Origin of the sequence: Bacillus sp. S10(2024) (assembly GCF_050473865.1) — a bacterium.
GTDB lineage: Bacteria > Bacillota > Bacilli > Bacillales > Bacillaceae_G > Bacillus_A.
The window spans coordinates 459,656-481,013 of sequence record NZ_JBFLUR010000002.1; the positions used below are offsets into that span (position 1 = coordinate 459,656).

Below are 21,358 nucleotides of genomic sequence, written 5' to 3' on the forward strand. Positions count from 1 at the left end.
GAAAAATCAATTGAAAAGGTAAAGGATGGGATTATGTGCATACAGAAAGCAATCATTTGATAAATGAATCATTTGCTAGAACGTTAGTGAAATCATTACTAGGAGAACGCGGACATATTCCAATTAAAAATGCAATTACAGATATAGATTGGGAACTATCAGGAAAACAAGTAGAAAACATTCCGTATTCCATCTACCAACTTGTAATGCATATGAAATATTGGCAAGATTTCCTTTTACGTGGTTTACATGGAGAAAAATCACAACTGCCAGCGGACATAAAAGAGAGTTGGCCAGTTGAAAATATGGCGGAAAATCAAGAAGAATGGGCGGAGATTATAAAAGGATTTCTAGCGGGAATTGATATTGCTTGTACAATTGCTCAAACTACAAATCTTGATGAGCCTTTAGCACAGTATCCAGATGTAACGCGAGCTGATACGTTACGTAATATTGCTTCACATAATAGTTATCATTTAGGAGAGATTGTATTGCTTCGTCGTTTATTTGAGGCATGGCCTCCACTTGGTGGAGGTTATCCAGTTTAATAAAATAACTTCTCATATTAAGTTATAGTTAAAGGAAATGGATTATGATTGTTAGCGTAGAATGAAAACAAGAGGCTTCTTCATGTTGAAAGAAGTCTCTTGTTTTTTCAACTATTTCCTCTAGTGTTTATTATATGCAAAACTCCATCATCTCAAAGTCATGAAAAAAGGTTTATAAGAGCACATCCAATAGACAGTGGGATAGAGCGGTAATATTGTTCAATGTTCTATTCTATCCTAAAACAATAAGTTCTCTATTCGCATGTGTAATTACTTCATGCCCAGTTTTTGTCACGACAATATCATCTTCAATTCTGCAGCCGCCCCAATTTGGGATATAAATACCTGGCTCTACAGTGACAACCATTCCTTCTTTCAGTGTGTCTGTACTGTCTTTTGATAATCGAAGAGGTTCATGCAGTTCTAACCCTAGTCCATGGCCTGTCGAATGACCGAAATATTCACCGTATCCATGCTCAGTAATGTAATTTCTTGTAATGTCATCGATTGTTTTTGCTGATTCACCTGGACGAATTGCTTCGGTGCCTCGTTTTAAAGCTTCAAGTATTATGTTGTATATTTTTACGAATTCTTCGGAACAGCTACCGATTGCAACAGTACGTGTTAAATCAGAGCAATACCCGTTATAAAGTGCACCAAAATCTAATGTAACAATGTCCCCGTCTTCAATGATTTTACTTGTGGCTACTCCGTGTGGAAGAGAAGAGCGAGTACCGGACGCTATGATAATGTCAAATGATGAAGAGGAAGCACCTTGTTTTCGCATAAAAAATTCTAATTCATCTCTTACATCGCGTTCGGATACGCCAGGTTTTAGGAAAGTTGTAATATGCTCAAAAGCATCATCTGCGATGCGAGCGGCAATCCTAATCATTTCGATTTCGAAGTCTTCTTTTACAGTACGAATTGTCTCAATTATTTCATTTACATGAACCAATTCGATATTTGTATATTTTTTTAACGCTGTGTATTGTTTCAGCGTCATATTATTTTCTTCTATGCCTAGTTTTTTTATTTGTAATCTGTCTACTTGGGCTGCAATTTCTTGTTCGATGTTTCCTTTATGCATCATAATTTCTGCTTCGTGTATTTGTGCTTTCGCTTGATCTGTATAACGGAAATCTGTAATAAATACGGCATTTGTAGGAGAGATTAAGACAACTCCAGCAGTACCTGTAAATCCAGTAGCGTACCTACGGTTTTCTTTTTTTGTAATAAGTAATCCGTCTATTCCAAATTGATGTAGCTGTTCTTGAATTTTTTTTATTCTTGAATTCATTTTAATTCCTCCCTTTCATCTCCTTATTCTAAAGCAAGAATAATGCCAACATTTTGCATAAGAAGAAAAATTGTTTATTCAGCATGGATTGGGAGTAAAGATCTGCTGTGAAAAGAGTTTCGTTATATCCCTGTCAAATAATATAGACACACGAGATGAATTTGTGTCTATATTATTTGACAGAAAAATGATTGTGTAAAAAAGGAAAGAGATGATTACCCGATTGTAATCATCTCTTTCCTTTAAGCTTTTAATTTCATCACTGTGTCTGTATCCGGTGTTACATATATTGTTTGCTGATTATCGTATGTCACAAATCCAAGCTTTGCTCCGCTCGGCTTTTTCACATGACGAATTTTTGTATAATCGACTGGAACTGAACTCGATTCTTTTGCTTTACTAAAGTAGGCAGCGAGCTTTGCTGCTTCAATTAATGTCTCTTCGCTTGGCTCTAATGAACGAATGACTACGTGTGATCCTGGAATGTCTTTCGTATGAAGCCAAATTTCATCCCGGCGTGCAAGTTTATTTGTTAAATAATCATTTTGTTTGTTATTTTTCCCGACTAAAATCTCTGTTCCGTCACTTGCGATATATTTGTCTAATATAGGTTTCGTAGGTTTCTTCTTTACATTTTTTGCCTTGCGATTCCGCATATATCCTTCTTCAGCTAGTTCTTCGCGAATTTCTTCAATATCTTTAGAAGAAGCAGCTTCCATTTGTTGGAGTAAGCTGTCAAAGTAAAAGATTTCTTCGTTTGTTTTTTCGATTTGTTCTTCAACGATTGCGATAGAATTTTTCGCTTTTTGATATTTTTGGAAATAACGCTGTGCATTTTCTGATGGTGTGCGTAGCGGATCTAAAGTAATTTTTACAGTGCCGCTATATTCATCATAGTAATTGATAACTTCAATTTCTTTGTCGCCTTTTTTCATGGCGTACATATTAGCTGTAAGCAATTCACCAAATAGTTGATATTTATCTGCTTTGCCCGCGTCTTCTAACGTTTTTTGTAATTTAATTACTTTCTTTACATTTTTCGCTTTTTCATTTTGCATAAACCGCTCTAAATCATGGGCCTGTTGCTTTACGCGGTCACGCTCTGCTTTCCCAAAGAAGAAGCGATCTAGTAATTCACTGACAGATGAGAATGTCTTTTCTTCACCTTTTAAGTGTGAAAGTGGGAATAAATAAAAGAATTCTTTCCCATTTGCTACAATCATCGAAGGCGTATACTGATGTTGTAAGAGCGGTTTTTGCACTGTGAAAAATGCTTCAGATAATGCATGCTCATTCACCATGCCAGCCTTTGCAACTACTTCTTTTGCAAATAATGGAGAGATTCCTGTAAAAGCTCCTACGAGTTGTTTATCCATATTTCCTGATAAAAAGTCGAGCGGCCTGATAAATTCTTCTTGCGTTTCAATTTGCAAGGGATTGATTTTCTGTTGTGTTGGCGGTGCAATATATTCAGACCCGGCATATACAGTGCGATGACGGTTTACCGCTAAAGAAACGTGTTTTAAGCTGTCCAAAATTATATTTGTTTTGGAGTCTACTAAAATGATATTGCTATGACGCCCCATGATTTCAATGATTAATGTTTTGAATGATTCATCACCAATTTCATTGCGGCTACGAATTTTAATTTGAACCATTCGTTCTAAATCAATTTGTTCAATCTTTTCAATGAATCCACCTTCTAAATGTTTGCGAAGAAGCATACAAAACATTGGCGGTAATGCCGGGGAGTCATAATTTTGTGCCGTTAGATGCATCCGTGCATATGTTGGGTGAGCGGAAAGAAGTAATTTTTGATTTTTTCCGTTTGCCCGAATATGTAATAAAATTTCATATTTTGACGGTTGATATATTTTTGAAATTCTTCCTGTTTGAAGAGAGTTTGCAATTTCATGTGTGATTGCTCTTGTAAATAATCCATCGAATGCCACGTTGAACACTCCTTTCTCACTAAAAGTTAATTATAGCATTTTTTCGGACGAGGCTGAATAAGCTTTCATTAGAGCATGTCTGCAATCAGGAGGTAGGTGGCGAGATGAATTGGTATGAACTGCGTGCACATGAAGTAGAAGAGCGAACGAATACAAATGTAAAAACAGGATTAACTGAGCAAGAGGTGGACATTCGGCTGAAAAAACTTGGCCCAAACGAGTTACAAGAAGCAAAACGGCCTTCTGCACTTGTTGTGTTCTTGGCGCAATTTAAAGATTTTATGGTACTTGTTTTATTTGGTGCAACGATTATTTCTGCTTTTTTAGGGGAATATGTGGACGCAATTGCGATTGTGGCAATTGTTATTATCAATGGTATTCTCGGTTTTTTTCAAGAGAGAAAAGCAGAAAAATCACTGGAAGCATTAAAAGAGCTGGCCGCCCCACAAGTAACTGTACTTCGGAATGGGAAATGGATGAAAATTCCTTCGAAAGGCCTTGTACTTGGAGATGTTATTAAATTTTCAAGCGGGGATCGTATCGGTGCAGATATACGGCTCGTTGAAGCTTCAAGTCTATATATTGAAGAATCAGCGTTAACAGGAGAATCAGTGCCGGTCCAAAAGAAAATTGATGTTCTGCATGGTGTTGATGTTTCAATTGGTGACCAAACAAATATGGCATTCATGGGAACGATGATTACGAGAGGATCCGGTATTGGAGTTGTTATTGGAACAGGAATGAATACAGCAATGGGACAAATTGCAAATATGCTGCAAAATGCACAGCAAAATGAAACACCGCTGCAGAGAAGACTTGAGCAGCTTGGAAAAATTTTAATTATTGTTGCATTAATTTTAACGGCGCTCGTTGTATTGGTTGGTGTTTATCAAGGGAATGAAACATATCATATGTTTTTAGCAGGTGTTTCACTTGCTGTTGCTGCGATTCCTGAAGGATTGCCAGCCATTGTGACAGTAGCACTCTCACTTGGTGTTCAACGGATGATTAAGAAAAAAGCAATTGTAAGAAAGCTGCCTGCAGTTGAAACATTAGGGTGCGCATCCGTTATTTGTTCAGACAAAACAGGGACAATGACGCAAAATAAAATGATGGTCACACATGTATGGTCGAGTGGCGAAACGTGGAATGTAACGGGGCAAGGCTATGAACCAAAAGGCGAATTTATGAAAAGTGATAAGAAAATAAATCCGACAGCAGCTCGCTCTTTATATCAGCTACTTACATTTGGGTGCCTATGTAACAACGCAAATATTGTGAAAAAGAAAAAATCATATGTATTAGATGGTGATCCGACAGAAGGTGCACTCGTTGTAGCAGCGATGAAGGCTGGTATTTCAAGAGAAGGGATAAAGGATCAATTTGAGGTTATTCACGAGTTTCCGTTTGATTCAACGCGGAAAATGATGAGTGTCATTGTTCGTGATAAGGCAGGAAAAAGATTTGTAGTAACAAAGGGAGCGCCTGACGTTTTATTACAAATGAGCCAAACCATTTTATGGGGAAATAAACAGCAGCCATTAACAGAATTGTATCGAAATGAAGTGCAAACAGCAATTCATCATTTAGGAAGTCAAGCACTTCGTACAATTGCAATTGCTTTTAAGCCATTAAAAACAACAGAGCAATTGCAAAGTGAAAGAGAAGCAGAACAAGATTTAATGTTTATTGGATTACAAGGAATGATTGATCCGCCAAGACCGGAAGTAAAACAAGCAGTGCAAGAGTGTAAAGAGGCGGGAATTAAAACAATTATGATTACAGGAGACCATAAAGTAACAGCGATGGCAATTGCAGAGCAACTTGGGATTTTACCATCTGGTGGCCGCGTTGTGGAAGGAATCGAACTTGCAAACATGTCGGTTGAAGAGTTAGAAGGTATTGTGGATGAAACTTATGTTTTTGCACGTGTTTCTCCGGAACATAAATTAAAAATTGTGAAGGCGCTGCAAAATAAAGATCATATTGTGGCAATGACCGGCGACGGCGTGAATGATGCGCCTGCTATAAAAGCAGCTGATATTGGTGTGGCGATGGGAGTTACAGGGACGGATGTTGCAAAAGAAGCATCATCTCTTGTGTTATTAGATGACAATTTTGCTACCATAAAAGCGGCAATTAAAGAAGGAAGAAATATTTACGAAAACATTCGTAAGTTTATTCGTTATTTATTAGCGTCTAATGTTGGCGAAATTTTAGTTATGCTATTTGCAATGATATTAGCATTGCCATTGCCGCTCGTACCCATTCAAATCTTATGGGTGAATTTAGTAACAGATGGTTTGCCAGCGATGGCGCTCGGACTTGATGCGGCAGAGGGTGATGTGATGCGAAGAAAACCACGTCATCCAAAAGAAGGGGTATTTGCGAGAGGGCTTGCATGGAAAATTGTAAGCCGAGGCTTTTTAATCGGTGCGATGACACTCTTAGCATTTATCATTGCATACAATCAACATCCAAATGAATTAAAGTATGCGCAAACAGTTGCCTTTGCAACACTTGTGTTAGCTCAGCTTATTCATGTGTTTGATTGCCGTAGTGAGCATTCTGTCTTTCACCGTAATCCATTTGGAAATATATACTTAGTAGGAGCAGTTATTATCTCGATTTTACTCATGCTAGTAGTGATATATTATCCGCCGTTGCAACCGATTTTTAGTACGATGCCAATTCAAGCGAGAGATTGGCTCTTAATTGTTGGGCTTTCTTCTATTCCAACATTTTTATTAGTAGGGTCTTTACTAACTGGGAAGTCCGAAAAGAAGAAAACAATTGTATATAAAAGAGGGATAAACTTGAAATAGTAAATGACATAAAAGTATGCTATAATCTGAAAAGGTAGTAGAGTAGAGTCTCTATTACCTTTTTCATTGAGTAAGATCATGGCTTGGATGTGATAAAATGATTTCGAGTATGACAGGTTTTGGACGCGCAAAAGTAGAAAGTGATGCGTTTCAAATTACAGTAGAAATGAAGTCGGTCAACCATCGTTTTTTAGAGATGAATATTCGTCTTCCAAAGCAAATGATGGTGTTCGAGGATAAAATCCGCAAATTAATTGCAGAACAAGTGGGCCGCGGACGTATTGAAGTATCGATTATTGTTGAAGGGGAAGGACTCGTTGAACGGAAATTACGCGTGGATTGGTCCCTTTTAGAGCAATATAAGCTCATTATGGAAGAAGCGAAGGGGAAATTTCAATTACAGGATTCGATTACATTACAGCAGCTTATTGCTATGCCGGAAGTGACAGCAATTGAAGAAGTTGAAAATGTAAATGAAGCGTTTGAACATAATTTGTATGAAGCAGTTCACCGCGCTGCTAGTATGTTGAAAACGATGCGTGATGGTGAAGGAGAACGACTGCATAAGGATTTGGAGCATCGTTTACAAGGGATTTACACGTGTGTGCGTTCCATTGTTCCGTATGCACCGTCAGTTATTCAAAAATATCGTGAGCGCTTAGAAAACCGATTGAAAGAATTACATAATCAAGAATTAGAAGAACAACGATTACTTACAGAGATAGCGGTGTTTGCAGACCGCTGTGATATTCATGAAGAATTAGTTCGTTTGCAAAGTCATTTAGAACAATTTCAAGAGGCGCTGCAAAGTAAAGAACCAGTTGGAAGGAAATTGGATTTTATCGTGCAAGAAATGCATCGTGAAATTAATACAATTGGTTCAAAAGCAAATGACTTAACAATTTCAAAATATGTTGTTGAAATGAAAAATAACCTTGAAAAAATTCGTGAACAAGTACAAAATATTGAGTAGCTGTCAAATGTATACAAAGTTATACGAGAGAGAGAAATCGGATAGACTTACTAGGAGGCGCAAATTATGGCCATGCGGTTTTTAAATATTGGATATGGAAATATCGTATCTGCACATCGAATTATTTCCATTGTAAGTCCGGAATCAGCACCGATTAAAAGGTTAGTCCAGGAAGCTCGCGAACAAAATGTGCTACTTGATGCTACCTATGGTCGAAAAACACGAGCTGTAATTGTTATGGATGATGGACATATTGTATTAAGCCCGATACAACCGGAAACAATTGCACATCGGTTAAACAATAAAGAAGATTTAAGTGACGAAGGGTAGGTTTAATATATATATGAGAAGTAGAAGAGGGTTGCTCATTGTTCTTTCAGGGCCTTCTGGTGTTGGAAAAGGAACAGTTCGAAAGGAATTGTTCGGTCAAGAAGATACAAATTTACAATATTCTATTTCTGTAACAACGCGTAAACCGCGTGAAGGAGAAGTAGACGGTGTTGATTATTTCTTTAAAACGAGAGAAGAGTTTGAAGAGATGATTCAAAATAATAAACTGCTTGAATGGGCGGAGTTTGTTGGAAACTATTACGGAACACCAATTGATTATGTTGAGCAAACATTACAACAAGGGAAAGATGTTTTCTTAGAAATCGAAGTGCAAGGTGCAATTCAAGTAAAGAAAGCTTTTCCAGAAGGAGTATTTGTCTTTTTAGCTCCTCCAAGTTTATCGGAACTAAAAAATCGAATTGTGGGCCGTGGTACCGAAACAGAAGAGGTAATTCAAAATCGTTTAACAGTAGCAAAAGAAGAAATCGAAATGATGGATGCTTATGACTACGTAGTAGAAAACGATGAAGTAGAACTTGCTTGCGAACGTATTAATGCAATTGTGATAGGTGAACATTGTCGCCGTGAGCGAGTAGCAAAATATTATAAAGAGATGACGGAGGAAATATAATATGTTAAACCCATCTATTGATTCATTGTTACAAAAAATCGATTCTAAATATACGCTAGTAACAGTAGCGGCAAAGCGCGCTCGTGAAATGCAAGAGCATGACGATTGTGGTGTTGAGCAACCGGTATCTCATAAATTTGTAGGGAAAGCATTAGAAGAAATTAATGCACAATTATTAAACTACGAACCAAGTGAAGATAACAACCATAAGTAAAGCTTTCTTTTCGACAAATAGAGGCATAGATACTATACTTTTCTATGTAACAGTAACAACCTATTTACAAGTAGGTTGTTATTTTTTTACGATGTAGATAAAGTGAAACTTTAATCAGGGGGGCTTCATCCCTCACTGATTATCAGCCCTCACCAGTCGGGCGCATGCCAGCAGTTTATCTCCCACCTAACTTCTTAAGAAAAGCGGAAGTGGCTCGTTCAGAATGTGAGGGGGAGTATTACTGCCCGCAAATAGCGGGATAAATTAAAAAACGACATAAAAGCTTTCTTTTAGGTGGACGAGAGCATCTGACCATGCATAGAAGCGGGTCAGGGCCTACTTCGCCACATACGAAGTTCAGACAGAGGGAGAAAGCAAGTGCGGACTTCTTATTTCTGTAAAGTAGCATTGGATATGTCGAAAGATCAAAAAGGATTTATATAGGATACAGGGAAGCGACAGCTTCTATTTGTATGTAATGAGTATGAATGGTTTGAAGTTCGAAAAAGACTCAGTGTCATGAAAGAAAGAGGACGAGACGTATGCTAAAAGGAAAAAAAATACTTTTATGTGTCACAGGAGGCATTGCTGTATTTAAAGCAGCTGCGCTAACAAGTAAATTAACACAGGCAGGTGCGCTAGTAAAAGTAATAATGAGCGAGTCGGCAATGAAGTTTGTTACACCGCTTACATTTCAAGCGCTTTCTCGCCATGATGTATACACAGATACATTTGATGAAAAAGATTCAGCGGTTATTGCTCATATTGATTTAGCAGACTGGGCTGATATTGTACTTGTTGCACCGGCAACAGCAAATATCATTGGTAAATTTGTAAATGGTCTTGCAGATGATATGATTTCAACGACACTTCTTGCAGCAACAGCTCCAGTGTGGATTGCACCTGCAATGAATGTTCATATGTACGAAAATCCAGTTGTCCAAAAAAATATGCAAACGCTAAAACAGTTAGGATATACATTTATTGAGCCTGGAGAAGGCTTTTTAGCTTGTGGATATGTTGCCAAAGGCCGGTTAGAAGAACCAGAAAACATTGTAGCAATGTTAGAAAAGCATTTTTCAGAAGAGAAGCCGCTGCAAGGCAAACGAATATTGGTGACGGCGGGACCGACACGTGAAAAAATTGACCCAGTTCGTTTTATGACGAACTTTTCTTCAGGGAAAATGGGATATGCACTTGCGGAAGTTGCGGCAAATCTTGGTGCGGAAGTCATTCTTATTTCCGGTCCGACGGCGCTAGCACCGCCTTCAAATGTAACGACAATACAAGTGGAATCAGCACAAGATATGTTAGAAGCAGTTTTACATCATTATGCCAATATGGATGTTGTAATCAAAACAGCGGCAGTAGCGGATTACCGTCCAAAGGTTGTATACGATGAGAAGATGAAAAAGAAAAGCGGCGATACAGTTATTGAATTAGAAAGAACGACAGATATTTTGAAAGCATTAGGTGAGAAAAAGGAACATCAATTACTCATTGGCTTTGCGGCAGAAACAACAAACGTTGAAGAGTATGCAATGAAAAAATTACGCGAAAAAAATGCTGACATGATTGTTGCGAATGATGTAAAAGCAGAAGGAGCAGGATTTGGTACGGACACAAATATTGTGACAATGTATAAACGAAATGGCTCCGTGGTTGATTTGCCACTACTAACAAAGCAGGAAGTAGCGCGAGAAATTTTACTACATGTTGAAAAAATGCTGGAAGAGGATCCAGCATGAAATTTGCAAGTGTAATTGTCGATGTTCCAGCAAGGCAAACGGATAGGCCATTCGATTATATTATTCCTAAACGTTGGGAAGGTTTTGTTCAAACGGGTATGCGAGTTGTTGTTCCTTTTGGACCGCGAAAATTACAAGGATTTGTCATTGGGATAAAGGATACAGTAGATGTAGATGTAAATAAGTTGAAAACATTACATGAATTATTAGATGTAACACCTGTATTAAATGAGGAATTACTACAGCTTGGAAATTGGCTTACAGAAGAAACACTTTGTTTCACAATTTCAGCGTTCCAAGTTATGTTGCCAACAGCAATTAAAGCGACATATAAAAAACAGCTACGTCTTCATCGGCCCGAAGACGTAGCGATCAATGTGAAGCAGCTCTTTCAAGGAAAAGAAAGTATCGATTGGAATGTACTTGATGAATGGCCGCAGTTGTATCGTGCAGTGCAAACAGAAATTGCAAAAGGGACTGTTGAAGTTGTTTATGAAGTAAAAGATAAGGCGCAAAAGAAAAAACAAAAAATGATTCAACCTGTTTTGCCTTTTGAAGAATTAGAGGAAACGGCTTTTCATCTAAAGAGTAAAAAGCAGCAGGATGTATTGTATTATTTCATGGAACACTATCAGCCTGTACCGTTAAAAATAGTAATGGAAGAATTGCAAATGACGGATGCTCCCATTAAATCACTTGTGAAAAAAGGTTTGTTAGCTGAAAAATATGTGGAAGTATATCGAAATCCTTATGATGATGATGCTTTCGAACGCACAAAGCCATTCCCGCTTACAGAAGAGCAACGACAAGTAATTGCACCAATCTTAACCACCATTACTGAAGAGCAGCATGAGACGTTTTTACTGTACGGTGTCACAGGGAGCGGAAAAACAGAAGTTTATTTACAGTCAATTGAAGAAGTACTTAGCAGAGGAAAAGAAGCCATAGTACTTGTGCCTGAAATTTCGTTAACGCCGCAAATGGTGGATCGTTTTAAAGGGCGTTTTGGCTCGCAAGTGGCAGTTCTTCATAGTGCATTGTCTGTTGGTGAAAAATATGATGAATGGCGTAAGATTTTACGGAAAGAAGTCAAAGTAGTTGTAGGGGCGCGTTCAGCAATTTTTGCACCATTTGAGAATTTAGGAATTATAATTATTGATGAAGAACATGAATCGAGTTACAAACAGGAGGATAATCCACGCTACCATGCACGTTCTGTTGCGATTCGGCGGGGAGAATATCACAATTGTCCTGTTGTGTTAGGAAGTGCTACGCCTACACTAGAATCGTTTGCTCGCTCTCAAAAAGGTGTATATAAACTGCTTACAATGGCGAAGCGGATGAATGAAAAGGATTTGCCTGCAGTTGAGATTATTGATATGAGAGAAGAGCTTCGTGATGGTAATCGTTCTATGTTTTCTCAGCTTCTTCATGAGAAGATAGCGGATCGATTAGAGAAAAAAGAACAAATGGTGCTTTTTTTAAATCGAAGAGGGCATTCGACATTTGTTATGTGTCGTGATTGCGGATATGTCGTACAATGTCCACACTGTGATATTTCGCTTACATATCACAGAATGAATAACCGTTTGAAATGTCATTACTGTAGTTATGAGGAACATTTACCGAATGCTTGTCCTGCTTGTAATAGCTCCCATATCCGCTTCTTTGGGACGGGGACACAAAAGGTTGAAGAAGAAATTACAAAATTGTTTCCAGAAGCACGCGTTATTCGAATGGATGTGGATACGACAAGTCGTAAAGGGATGCATGAAAAGCTCCTGAAGTCATTTGGGGCAGGAGAAGCTGATATTTTACTTGGGACGCAAATGATTGCGAAAGGTCTTGATTTTCCAAATGTGACGCTTGTAGGTGTATTAACAGCAGATACAATGTTGCATTTGCCGGATTTCCGGGCAAGTGAAAAAACATATCAGCTTTTAACGCAAGTAAGTGGCCGAGCTGGACGTCACGAGCTTCCAGGAGAAGTAGTCATTCAAACGTATACACCTGAACATTATAGTATAGAATTAGCAAAAAAGCAGAAGTATGATTTGTTTTTTGAGCGTGAGATGTATATGAGGAAAATGCGGCAATATCCACCATATTATTATGTTACGTTAGTTACAGTATCTCACCCGGAATTATTAAAGGCAGTGCAGGTAACAGAAAAAATTGTTGATTTTTTACGACAACATTGCTCACAGCAAACGATGATCTTAGGTCCAGTTGCTTCGGCAATTCCTCGTATAAAAGATAGATATCGATACCAATGCATGATAAAATACAAACGGGAACCAAACTTAAAGTACGTGCTTAAAATGGTAAATGAACATTATCAGGCAGAAATGCAAAAAGACTTGCAAATCTCAATTGATTTTAATCCAACTATGTTGATGTAGTAGAGCTGAATTTAGAGGCAAATGGATAAAATAAAGTGGAACATTTACACGTAGGGAGACTAATCATCAGTGGGGGCCTCATTGATGGGAGTTTCACTTTATTTCAATCTGATTTTATGTTGAAAAGGAGAGCAGTATGGCAACATTAGAGATAGTAAAACATCCAAATGAAGTATTAGAAACGCCGTGTGAACGTGTAATAAATTTTGATAAAAAGTTAGTAAAGCTTTTAAAAGATATGCACGAAACAATGTTAATTGCGGATGGTGTTGGATTAGCAGCACCGCAAGTTGGTGTAAGTCTGCAAGTTGCTGTTGTGGACATTGATGATGATAACGGGAAAATTGAATTAATTAATCCTGTTATTTTAGAACAACGTGGTGAACAAGTGGGTCCCGAAGGCTGCTTAAGTTTTCCGGGGCTTTTTGGTGATGTAACACGTGCTGAGTATATTAAAGTACGTGCCCAAAATCGCCGCGGGAAAGTATTTTTATTAGAAGCAGACGGCTTTTTGGCCCGTGCAATCCAACATGAAATCGATCATTTACATGGTGTGTTATTTACATCTAAAGTAACGCGATATTATGAGGAAAATGAATTAGAAGAGATGTAAAAGGAGAGTTTTTTAAATGGTGAAAGTTGTATTTATGGGAACACCGGACTTTTCAGTGCCGGTGCTTCGTCGTCTTATTGAAGATGGATATGATGTGATTGGTGTCGTGACGCAGCCAGATCGTCCAGTAGGTAGAAAAAAGGTGTTAACTCCAACACCTGTTAAAGTTGAAGCAGAAAAACATGGTATTCCGGTGTTACAACCGTTAAAAATTCGTGAAAAAGAGGAATATGAACAGGTGTTGGCATTAGAGCCGGATTTGATTGTGACAGCTGCATTTGGACAAATTGTACCAAATGAAATTTTAGAAGCACCGAAATATGGATGTATTAATGTTCATGCTTCATTACTTCCAGAACTTCGCGGCGGTGCACCTATTCATTATTCTATTATGCAAGGAAAAGAAAAAACAGGCATTACGATTATGTATATGGTTGAAAAGTTAGATGCTGGTGATATTTTAACGCAAGTAGAAGTAGAAATTACAGAATGTGAAACAACCGGCTCGTTATTTGATAAATTAAGCGTGGCTGGAGCTCATTTATTATCCCAAACAGTTCCGCTGTTAATACAAGGAAAATTAGAACCAATTAAACAAAATGAGCAAGAGGCGACATTTGCTTATAATATTAAACGTGAGCAAGAAAAGATTGACTGGACGAAAACAGGAGAAGAGATTTACAATCACATTCGTGGTTTAAATCCGTGGCCAGTTGCTTATACGACGTTAGCAGGACAAGTTGTAAAAGTATGGTGGGGAGAAAAAGTTCCTGTAACAGAGAAAGCTGAAGCGGGGACAGTTGTTGCAATTGAAGAAAATGGTTTCGTTGTGGCAACAGGAAATGAAACAGCAATTAAAATTACTGAGTTGCAACCATCTGGTAAAAAACGCATGGATTGTTCACAATTTTTACGTGGAACAAAACCTGAAATAGGTACGAAGTTAGGAGAAGACGCATGAAACAAAACGTTCGTGAATTAGCTCTTGACGGTTTAATGCAAGTAGAAAAAAGCGGCGCATATAGCAATTTGCTTTTAAACAACCTTATTGAAAAAAATAGTATTGATAAAAAAGATGTTGGATTGTTAACTGAAATTGTATACGGAACAATTCAACGATGTGATACACTTGATTATTATTTACAGCCGTTTTTAAGAAAAAAGATTGAACTGTGGGTAAAAGTATTGCTTCGCCTCTCTTTATATCAAATGTTGTACTTAGATCGCGTTCCGGAGCGGGCGGCTATTCATGAAGCAGTTGAAATTGCGAAGCGTCGTGGACATAAAGGAATCGCCGGACTTGTGAATGGAGTACTTCGTTCGATTCAGCGTGAAGGTGTTCCATCGCTAGATGAGATTAAAAATCCGGAAAAGCGTCTTGCTATTGCAACAAGTCATCCAGAATGGCTTGTAAAAGAATGGATAAAAGCATATGGAATTGAAACGGCAAGGCAAATGTGTGAAGTAAACTTACTCCCACCAGTTCCGACAGCCAGGGTTAACATAGCAAAAGGGTCTGTAGAAGCTGCACTCAAAATGTTAGAAATAGAAGGAATTCAGGCAAAGCATGGCGATTTATCGGAAGACGCAATTCAAATTGAAAAAGGGAATGTAGCTCATACAGAAGCATTTCAAGAAGGAATGTTATCTATTCAAGATGAAAGTTCAATGCTTGTAGCTCGTGCGCTTGATCCAGAGGCAGGAGATATAGTTCTGGATAGCTGCGCTGCCCCTGGTGGGAAAACGACGCATATCGCAGAACGTTTGGGAGGAACGGGAAAAGTTATTTCTCTTGATCTACACCCACATAAAGTGCGTTTAATTCAGCAGCAAGCAAAGCGCCTTGAACTAGAAAATGTAGAAGCAAAAGCTCTTGATGCACGGAAAGTGCAAGAGCATTTTGAACAAGAAAGCTTTGATAAAGTATTAGTAGATGCACCGTGTTCTGGATTTGGAGTAATTCGCCGTAAACCAGATATTAAAATGGGGAAACAAAAAGAAGATAGTGAAAGACTTGCCAATATTCAACTATCTATTTTAGAAAAGGTGGCTCCTTTGTTGAAAAAGGGAGGACGTCTTGTTTATAGTACGTGTACAATTGAGAAAGTAGAAAATGAACAAGTAATAGAGCAGTTTTTACAATCACATTCTGAATTTGAATGGGATGTAACAATGAAAGACCGATTGCCAAAAGCTGTACATCCTTATGTAGTAAAAGGTGGAGTGCAAATTTTGCCGCATTATTTTGCAACAGATGGATTTTATATTGCTTGTTTAAGAAAGAAGGTGTAGCATCATGGAAACTACTGTGAAAAAACAAATAAAAGAATTGAAAGAAAAAAAGCCATCCATTTATTCCTTGCAGCTTCATGATATGGAACAATGGTTAAAAGAACAAGGGGAACCTAAATTCCGTGCCGGTCAAGTTTTTGATTGGCTATACAAAAAAAGAGTAACGACTTTTGAGGATATGTCAAACCTTTCTAAAGGATTGCGTGAAAAATTGTCGAATTCCTTTGATATTACAACTTTAAAAACATTAGTAAAACAAACGTCTTCAGATGGTACAATTAAATTTTTATTTCAACTGCATGATGGTTATTCTATTGAAACAGTATTAATGCGCCATGAATACGGAAATTCAATTTGTGTGACAACACAAGTCGGCTGCCGAATTGGCTGTACGTTTTGTGCATCAACACTTGGGGGTCTAAAACGTAATTTAGAAGCTGGTGAGATTGTTGCACAAGTTGTCGAAGTACAACGTGAGTTAGATGCTACAGATGAGCGTGTCAGCTCTCTTGTTGTGATGGGAATCGGAGAACCATTTGATAATTATGATAGTTTAATGGCGTTTTTACGCATCGTGAATCATGAAAAAGGACTTCACATTGGAGCGCGTCATATGACGGTATCAACAAGTGGAATTATTCCGAAAATTTATAAGTTTGCTGAAGAAAATATACAAATTAACTTTGCGGTTTCTTTACATGCCCCAAATACAGAGCTGCGCTCAAAATTAATGCCAATTAACCGTGCGTACAAGTTACCAGATTTAATGGAAGCTATCAAATACTACATTGAAAAAACAGGACGCCGCGTTACATTTGAATATGGCTTATTTGGAGGGGAAAACGACCAAGTCGAACATGCTGAAGAGTTAGCTCAGCTGTTAAAAGGTGTAAAATGTCATGTTAACTTAATTCCAGTTAACTATGTACCAGAACGCGATTATGTGAGAACGCCGCGTGAACAAATTTTCTTGTTTGAAAAAACATTAAAAGATCGTGGTGTTAACGTAACAATTCGTCGCGAACAAGGTCATGATATTGATGCAGCCTGCGGTCAATTGCGTGCAAAGGAGCGCAAAGAAGAGACGAGGTGAGATGATGAAAACCGTGTTTCTATCAGATAAAGGAAAAGTTCGTCAACATAATGAAGATAGTGCAGGAGTATTTTGTAATTTAGATGGAGATATTTTAGCGGTTGTAGCAGATGGAATGGGAGGTCATCGAGCAGGCGATGTTGCTAGCTCGATGGCGATCCAATTGTTCCATGACTACTGGAAACAAACGTATAATATGGATACCCCTAAAAAAGCAGAACAGTGGTTACATAATCATGCACAAATTATTAATGAACGAGTATACAAATATTCTGGAGAACATCCAGAGTGTAGTGGAATGGGAACAACAATCGTTGCTGCTATATGTACGGATACTTTTGTGACGATTGGTCACATAGGAGATAGTCGCTGTTATATGTTATCAGATGATTATATGTCACTTGTTACAGAAGATCATTCCCTCGTAAATGAACTCGTTCGGCATGGGGAAATCTCCAAAGAAGATGCTGAGTATCATCCAAGAAAAAATGTTTTACTTAGAGCGCTTGGAACGGAAGAAACCGTTATATTAGATGTGAAAACCTTAGTATTAGAAGAGGGAGACCAGTTGTTACTCTGTTCAGATGGATTATCTAATAAAATTGCGATGAGTAATATGCAAGAAATTTTACAGTCTGCTGAGCCTTTGCAAACAAAAAGTCAACAGCTTGTGCAGCTTGCAAATGATTTTGGAGGAGAAGACAATATTACTCTTGTCATTATTGATTATGCGGACTTGGCGAACGAAAGTAGGTGAATGACAACGTGATGATTGGAAGACGCCTAAATGACCGTTACAAGCTACTTAAAATGATTGGCGGCGGGGGAATGGCCAATGTATATTTGGCGCATGATGATATACTCGATCGCGATGTAGCTGTAAAAATGTTGCGGCTTGATTATTCAAATAATGAGGAATTTATTAAGCGTTTCCATCGAGAAGCACAGTCGGTTACAACGTTATCGCACCCTAATATTGTGAATATGTATGATGTTGGAGAAGAAGATGGAATCTATTATCTTGTTATGGAATATGTACCAGGTCAAACGTTAAAACAATACATACAACAGCGAGGCATTCTTCCTGTAGAAGAAGCAATTGATATTATGGAACAATTAACTGCAGCAATGGCTCATGCGCATCATTTTGAAATTGTCCACCGTGATATTAAGCCTCACAATATTTTAATTCGAGATGATGGTGTTGTAAAGGTTACAGATTTTGGAATTGCAACCGCGACAAGTGCAACCACTATAACACATACAAATTCTGTTCTTGGTTCTGTTCATTATTTATCTCCTGAACAGGCAAGAGGTGGTGTTGCAAATAAGCAATCCGACATTTATTCTCTTGGAATTGTAATGTTTGAACTATTAACTGGAAGGCCGCCATTTTCCGGAGAATCTGCTGTTTCAATTGCACTTAAACACTTACAAAATGAAACACCATCTCCCAAAAGATGGAATCCTGATATTCCGCAAAGTGTAGAAAACATTATTTTAAAAGCAACAGCGAAAGATCCGTTTCATCGTTATCAGTCTGTAAATGCAATGAAACGTGACATTGAAACGGCGTTATATCCAGAGCGAATAAATGAACAACCTTTTCGTATACCAGAAGATATGGAAGCCACAAAAGCAATTCCTATTATTCAGCAGGAACAGTTAATAAATACAAATACTGAAGAAACAATTATTTTACCTGGAAAGTTAAAAGAAGAAAAGCAACAGGACAAACCAGAAGAAGAACAAAAAAAGAAAAAGAACAATCGTTGGCTTAAAATTTTGTTGACGACATTCCTATTTTTAGTTGTTTGTGGAATATTGGCAGTGACGGTGATTCCGGGTTTCTTTATTCCAAAGGAAGTCAAAGTGCCAGATGTGTCTGGAATGACATATGAAAAAGCAGTGAATACACTTAAAGGATTCGATTTGACGTCACCTCAAGTTATATATACAAATGAAGTGGAAGAAGGTAAGGTTATTAAAACAAGTCCAGCGGCAGGACGAGTTGTACGAGAAGGTACAAAAATTACGATTTTCAAATCAGGTGGAAAGCAAAAGAAAAAAATGCCTAATTTGATAGGGAAAGATTATGAAAAGATTAAGGATGAATTGACTCCATATAAAGGGGTTGTTCCTGATTATATTGAAAGTGAAAAGCCGCAAGGTGAAATTGTGTTACAAAGTCCAGAAGCAGGACAATCTATTATAGAAGAAGAGCAAGAGGTAAAAGTATGGATTAGTAAAGGGCCAAAACAAATCCAACTCGTTGATTTTTCTGGTTGGGCAGAAAATAGCGTAAATAGCTATTTAAATGAAAAAAAACTTATTCCGGAAATAAAGAGAGAATATTCCGATACAGTGGATAAAGGGCTTGTTATTTCACAATCACCAAAGCCAGATACGAATTTAAAAGAAGGGGCAAAAGTAACGATTACTGTCTCTGAAGGACAGAAAGAAAAACCAACAAAAATTGTAAAAATTGACAATATTCCAATTCAGTATCAAGGGCCAGTAACTGGAGAAAAAACGCCGCAAAAGATTGAAATATATAAAGAAGATATGCAAAACACTATGGATAAACCGTTTGAAACGAGAACAATAACGGAGTCAACGACAGTCTCTCTTGAGTTTATTATTCAAGAAGGAAAAAAAGGGCGTTACAAAATTGTTCGTGATGGAACGACCTTAATTGAAAAAGAAGTTTTGTACCCGACGCAATAAAGTGAAACTCCTATTAAAAATAATTATAAATGGTGAGTTGAGCGAATCTCGTTCTAAATTGTATTATGAATAGCTATTTTTATGTCTTTTAGAACAAGGTAAAAAAGGAGAGAATGTATGCCAGAAGGGAAAATTATAAAAGCTTTAAGTGGGTTCTACTATGTGCAGCATGAAGAAGGGATAACACAGTGTCGAGGACGTGGTGTATTTCGTAAACATAAGATTACACCGCTTGTTGGTGATCAAGTTGTATTTCAAGCTGAGAACCCGAGTGAAGGATATGTTCTAGAAATATTAGAACGAAAAAATGAGCTTGTGCGTCCACCGATTGCGAATATCGATCAAGCACTTCTTGTGTTTTCAGCTGTAGAGCCAGAATTCAATCCATTACTATTAGATCGGTTTTTAGTGTTAATTGAGTTTCATAATATTAAGCCAATTATTTGTATTAGTAAGATGGATTTAGTGGATGTGAAAACACGTGAAAAGATTGAAGCATATGCAAAGGATTACAGGGGAATTGGATATGATGTTATATTCACTTCAACGACAACATCAGAAAGTATAGAAGTGTTAAAGCCATTTTTAGAAGGATGCGTTTCCGTTGTAGCTGGGCAATCTGGTGTAGGGAAATCTTCGCTTTTAAATGTATTACGTCCAGATTTGGCGCTAAAAACGAGTGGGATTTCAGCTCATTTAGGGCGAGGTAAGCATACGACAAGACATGTAGAATTAATTGAAGTAGGGAGTGGGCTTGTTGCGGATACACCTGGATTTAGTTCACTCGATTTCATCGATATAGAAGTAGAAGATCTCACATATTGTTTTCCAGAGTTGAAAGAACAGAGTCAATACTGTAAATTTAGAGGTTGTACACATCTTTCTGAACCGAAGTGTACGGTGAAAGAAGCGGTAGAAGAAGGGAATATTACAAACTATCGTTATGAGCACTATGTGCAATTTATTGAAGAAATTAGAGAGAGAAAGCCGAGGTATTAATTATGATTAAAATTGCACCATCGATTTTATCAGCAGATTTTTCAAGATTGGGAGAAGAAATTAAAGATGTAGAAAAAGGCGGAGCAGATTATATACATGTCGATGTAATGGACGGACATTTTGTTCCAAACATTACAATTGGACCGTTAATTGTGGAAGCTATTCGCCCGATTACTTCTTTACCATTAGATGTTCATCTTATGATTGAAAATCCGGATCAGTATATTGAGGCTTTTGCTAAAGCAGGTGCGGACATTATTACGGTACATGTAGAAGCTTGCCCGCATTTACATCGGACGATTCAATTAATTAAATCACAAGGCATTAAAGCAGGTGTTGTTTTAAATCCACATACACCAGTTTCCATGATTGAACACGTATTAGAAGATATCGATATGGTTCTGCTTATGACTGTAAATCCAGGATTTGGTGGACAAAAATTCATTCATTCTGTATTGCCAAAAGTTAAACAAGTTGCTGATATGATTCGTGAACGTAATTTGGAAGTAGAGATTGAAATTGATGGCGGCGTAAATGTAGAAACAGCAAAACTATGTGTAGAAGCAGGAGCGAATGTTCTTGTTGCTGGATCTGCCGTATATAATGAAAAAGATCGCGGAGCAGCAATTGCTGCGATTCGCGGATAAGAATAAAGCGGTAGATAGTAAATTATTTAAAAGAAAAGGTAATCTAGCTATTAGCAGATTGCCT

18 protein-coding genes are annotated in these 21,358 nt (G+C 37.7%); 16 read left to right on the top strand and 2 right to left on the bottom strand.

From position 1 onward, the window contains the following. Positions 1-35 precede the first annotated feature (35 nt). Positions 36-548, top strand: a complete 513-nt coding sequence (locus tag AB1280_RS02505; protein ID WP_429754785.1) for a DinB family protein — start codon at positions 36-38, stop codon at positions 546-548. Positions 549-780: 232 nt separating this feature from the next. Here AB1280_RS02505 and AB1280_RS02510 read toward each other — a convergent pair whose 3' ends face one another. Then, positions 781-1,848, bottom strand: a complete 1,068-nt coding sequence (locus AB1280_RS02510; RefSeq protein ID WP_429754786.1) for a M24 family metallopeptidase — start codon at positions 1,846-1,848, stop codon at positions 781-783. Between the two features lie 242 nt (positions 1,849-2,090). Further along, on the bottom strand, positions 2,091-3,800 hold the full coding sequence (locus AB1280_RS02515; RefSeq protein ID WP_429754787.1) for an Rqc2 family fibronectin-binding protein: 1,710 nt from the start codon (positions 3,798-3,800) through the stop codon (positions 2,091-2,093). A 104-nt stretch (positions 3,801-3,904) separates the two neighbouring features. Here AB1280_RS02515 and AB1280_RS02520 point away from each other — a divergent pair, with 104 nt between their 5' ends. The 15 genes from AB1280_RS02520 (at position 3,905) to rpe (ending at position 21,294) form a co-directional block, all read left to right on the top strand. Next, a complete protein-coding gene (locus AB1280_RS02520; protein ID WP_429754788.1) occupies positions 3,905-6,625 on the top strand; it encodes a calcium-translocating P-type ATPase, SERCA-type in 2,721 nt (906 codons plus the stop codon). Between the two features lie 97 nt (positions 6,626-6,722). Further along, a complete protein-coding gene (locus AB1280_RS02525) occupies positions 6,723-7,598 on the top strand; it encodes a YicC/YloC family endoribonuclease (RefSeq protein WP_272188190.1) in 876 nt (291 codons plus the stop codon). 66 nt (positions 7,599-7,664) lie between these two features. Continuing rightward, positions 7,665-7,928, top strand: coding sequence for an extracellular matrix/biofilm regulator RemA (remA, locus tag AB1280_RS02530; RefSeq protein ID WP_020059206.1), 264 nt, complete (start codon positions 7,665-7,667; stop codon positions 7,926-7,928). Between the two features lie 13 nt (positions 7,929-7,941). Beyond that, the gene (gene gmk, locus AB1280_RS02535; protein WP_272188188.1) at positions 7,942-8,559 is read left to right on the top strand and encodes a guanylate kinase; all 618 of its coding nucleotides are present in this window, start codon (positions 7,942-7,944) and stop codon (positions 8,557-8,559) included. Between the two features lies 1 nt (position 8,560). Then, positions 8,561-8,773 carry a DNA-directed RNA polymerase subunit omega gene (gene rpoZ, locus AB1280_RS02540; RefSeq protein ID WP_272188186.1) on the top strand — a complete coding sequence of 71 codons (213 nt, stop codon included), beginning with the start codon at positions 8,561-8,563 and terminating at the stop codon, positions 8,771-8,773. A 542-nt stretch (positions 8,774-9,315) separates the two neighbouring features. Further along, positions 9,316-10,521, top strand: a complete 1,206-nt coding sequence (gene coaBC, locus AB1280_RS02545; protein ID WP_429754789.1) for a bifunctional phosphopantothenoylcysteine decarboxylase/phosphopantothenate--cysteine ligase CoaBC — start codon at positions 9,316-9,318, stop codon at positions 10,519-10,521. Further along, the gene (gene priA / locus AB1280_RS02550; RefSeq protein WP_429754790.1) at positions 10,518-12,923 is read left to right on the top strand and encodes a primosomal protein N'; all 2,406 of its coding nucleotides are present in this window, start codon (positions 10,518-10,520) and stop codon (positions 12,921-12,923) included. Before coaBC ends, priA begins: the two co-directional genes overlap by 4 nt. Positions 12,924-13,059: 136 nt before the next feature. Next, positions 13,060-13,536: a peptide deformylase gene (gene def / locus AB1280_RS02555; RefSeq protein ID WP_090912690.1), complete on the top strand. Its 477-nt coding sequence runs from the start codon at positions 13,060-13,062 to the stop codon at positions 13,534-13,536. Positions 13,537-13,552: 16 nt separating this feature from the next. After that, positions 13,553-14,497, top strand: a complete 945-nt coding sequence (gene fmt / locus AB1280_RS02560; RefSeq protein WP_272188183.1) for a methionyl-tRNA formyltransferase — start codon at positions 13,553-13,555, stop codon at positions 14,495-14,497. Beyond that, a complete protein-coding gene (rsmB, locus tag AB1280_RS02565) occupies positions 14,494-15,828 on the top strand; it encodes a 16S rRNA (cytosine(967)-C(5))-methyltransferase RsmB (RefSeq protein ID WP_272188182.1) in 1,335 nt (444 codons plus the stop codon). Before fmt ends, rsmB begins: the two co-directional genes overlap by 4 nt. A gap of 4 nt (positions 15,829-15,832) precedes the next feature. Continuing rightward, complete coding sequence (gene rlmN, locus AB1280_RS02570) at positions 15,833-16,921, top strand: 23S rRNA (adenine(2503)-C(2))-methyltransferase RlmN (protein WP_272188181.1); 1,089 nt, start codon at positions 15,833-15,835, stop codon at positions 16,919-16,921. A gap of 4 nt (positions 16,922-16,925) precedes the next feature. Continuing rightward, positions 16,926-17,678, top strand: a complete 753-nt coding sequence (locus tag AB1280_RS02575; protein ID WP_272188179.1) for a Stp1/IreP family PP2C-type Ser/Thr phosphatase — start codon at positions 16,926-16,928, stop codon at positions 17,676-17,678. Positions 17,679-17,686: 8 nt separating this feature from the next. Beyond that, positions 17,687-19,648, top strand: coding sequence for a Stk1 family PASTA domain-containing Ser/Thr kinase (pknB, locus tag AB1280_RS02580; RefSeq protein WP_429754791.1), 1,962 nt, complete (start codon positions 17,687-17,689; stop codon positions 19,646-19,648). 117 nt (positions 19,649-19,765) lie between these two features. Then, positions 19,766-20,647 (top strand): ribosome small subunit-dependent GTPase A, encoded by an 882-nt coding sequence (gene rsgA / locus AB1280_RS02585; protein WP_429754792.1) that lies wholly within the window; start codon positions 19,766-19,768, stop codon positions 20,645-20,647. A gap of 2 nt (positions 20,648-20,649) precedes the next feature. Beyond that, on the top strand, positions 20,650-21,294 hold the full coding sequence (rpe, locus tag AB1280_RS02590) for a ribulose-phosphate 3-epimerase (RefSeq protein WP_272188176.1): 645 nt from the start codon (positions 20,650-20,652) through the stop codon (positions 21,292-21,294). The last annotated feature ends 64 nt before the right edge of the window (positions 21,295-21,358 follow it).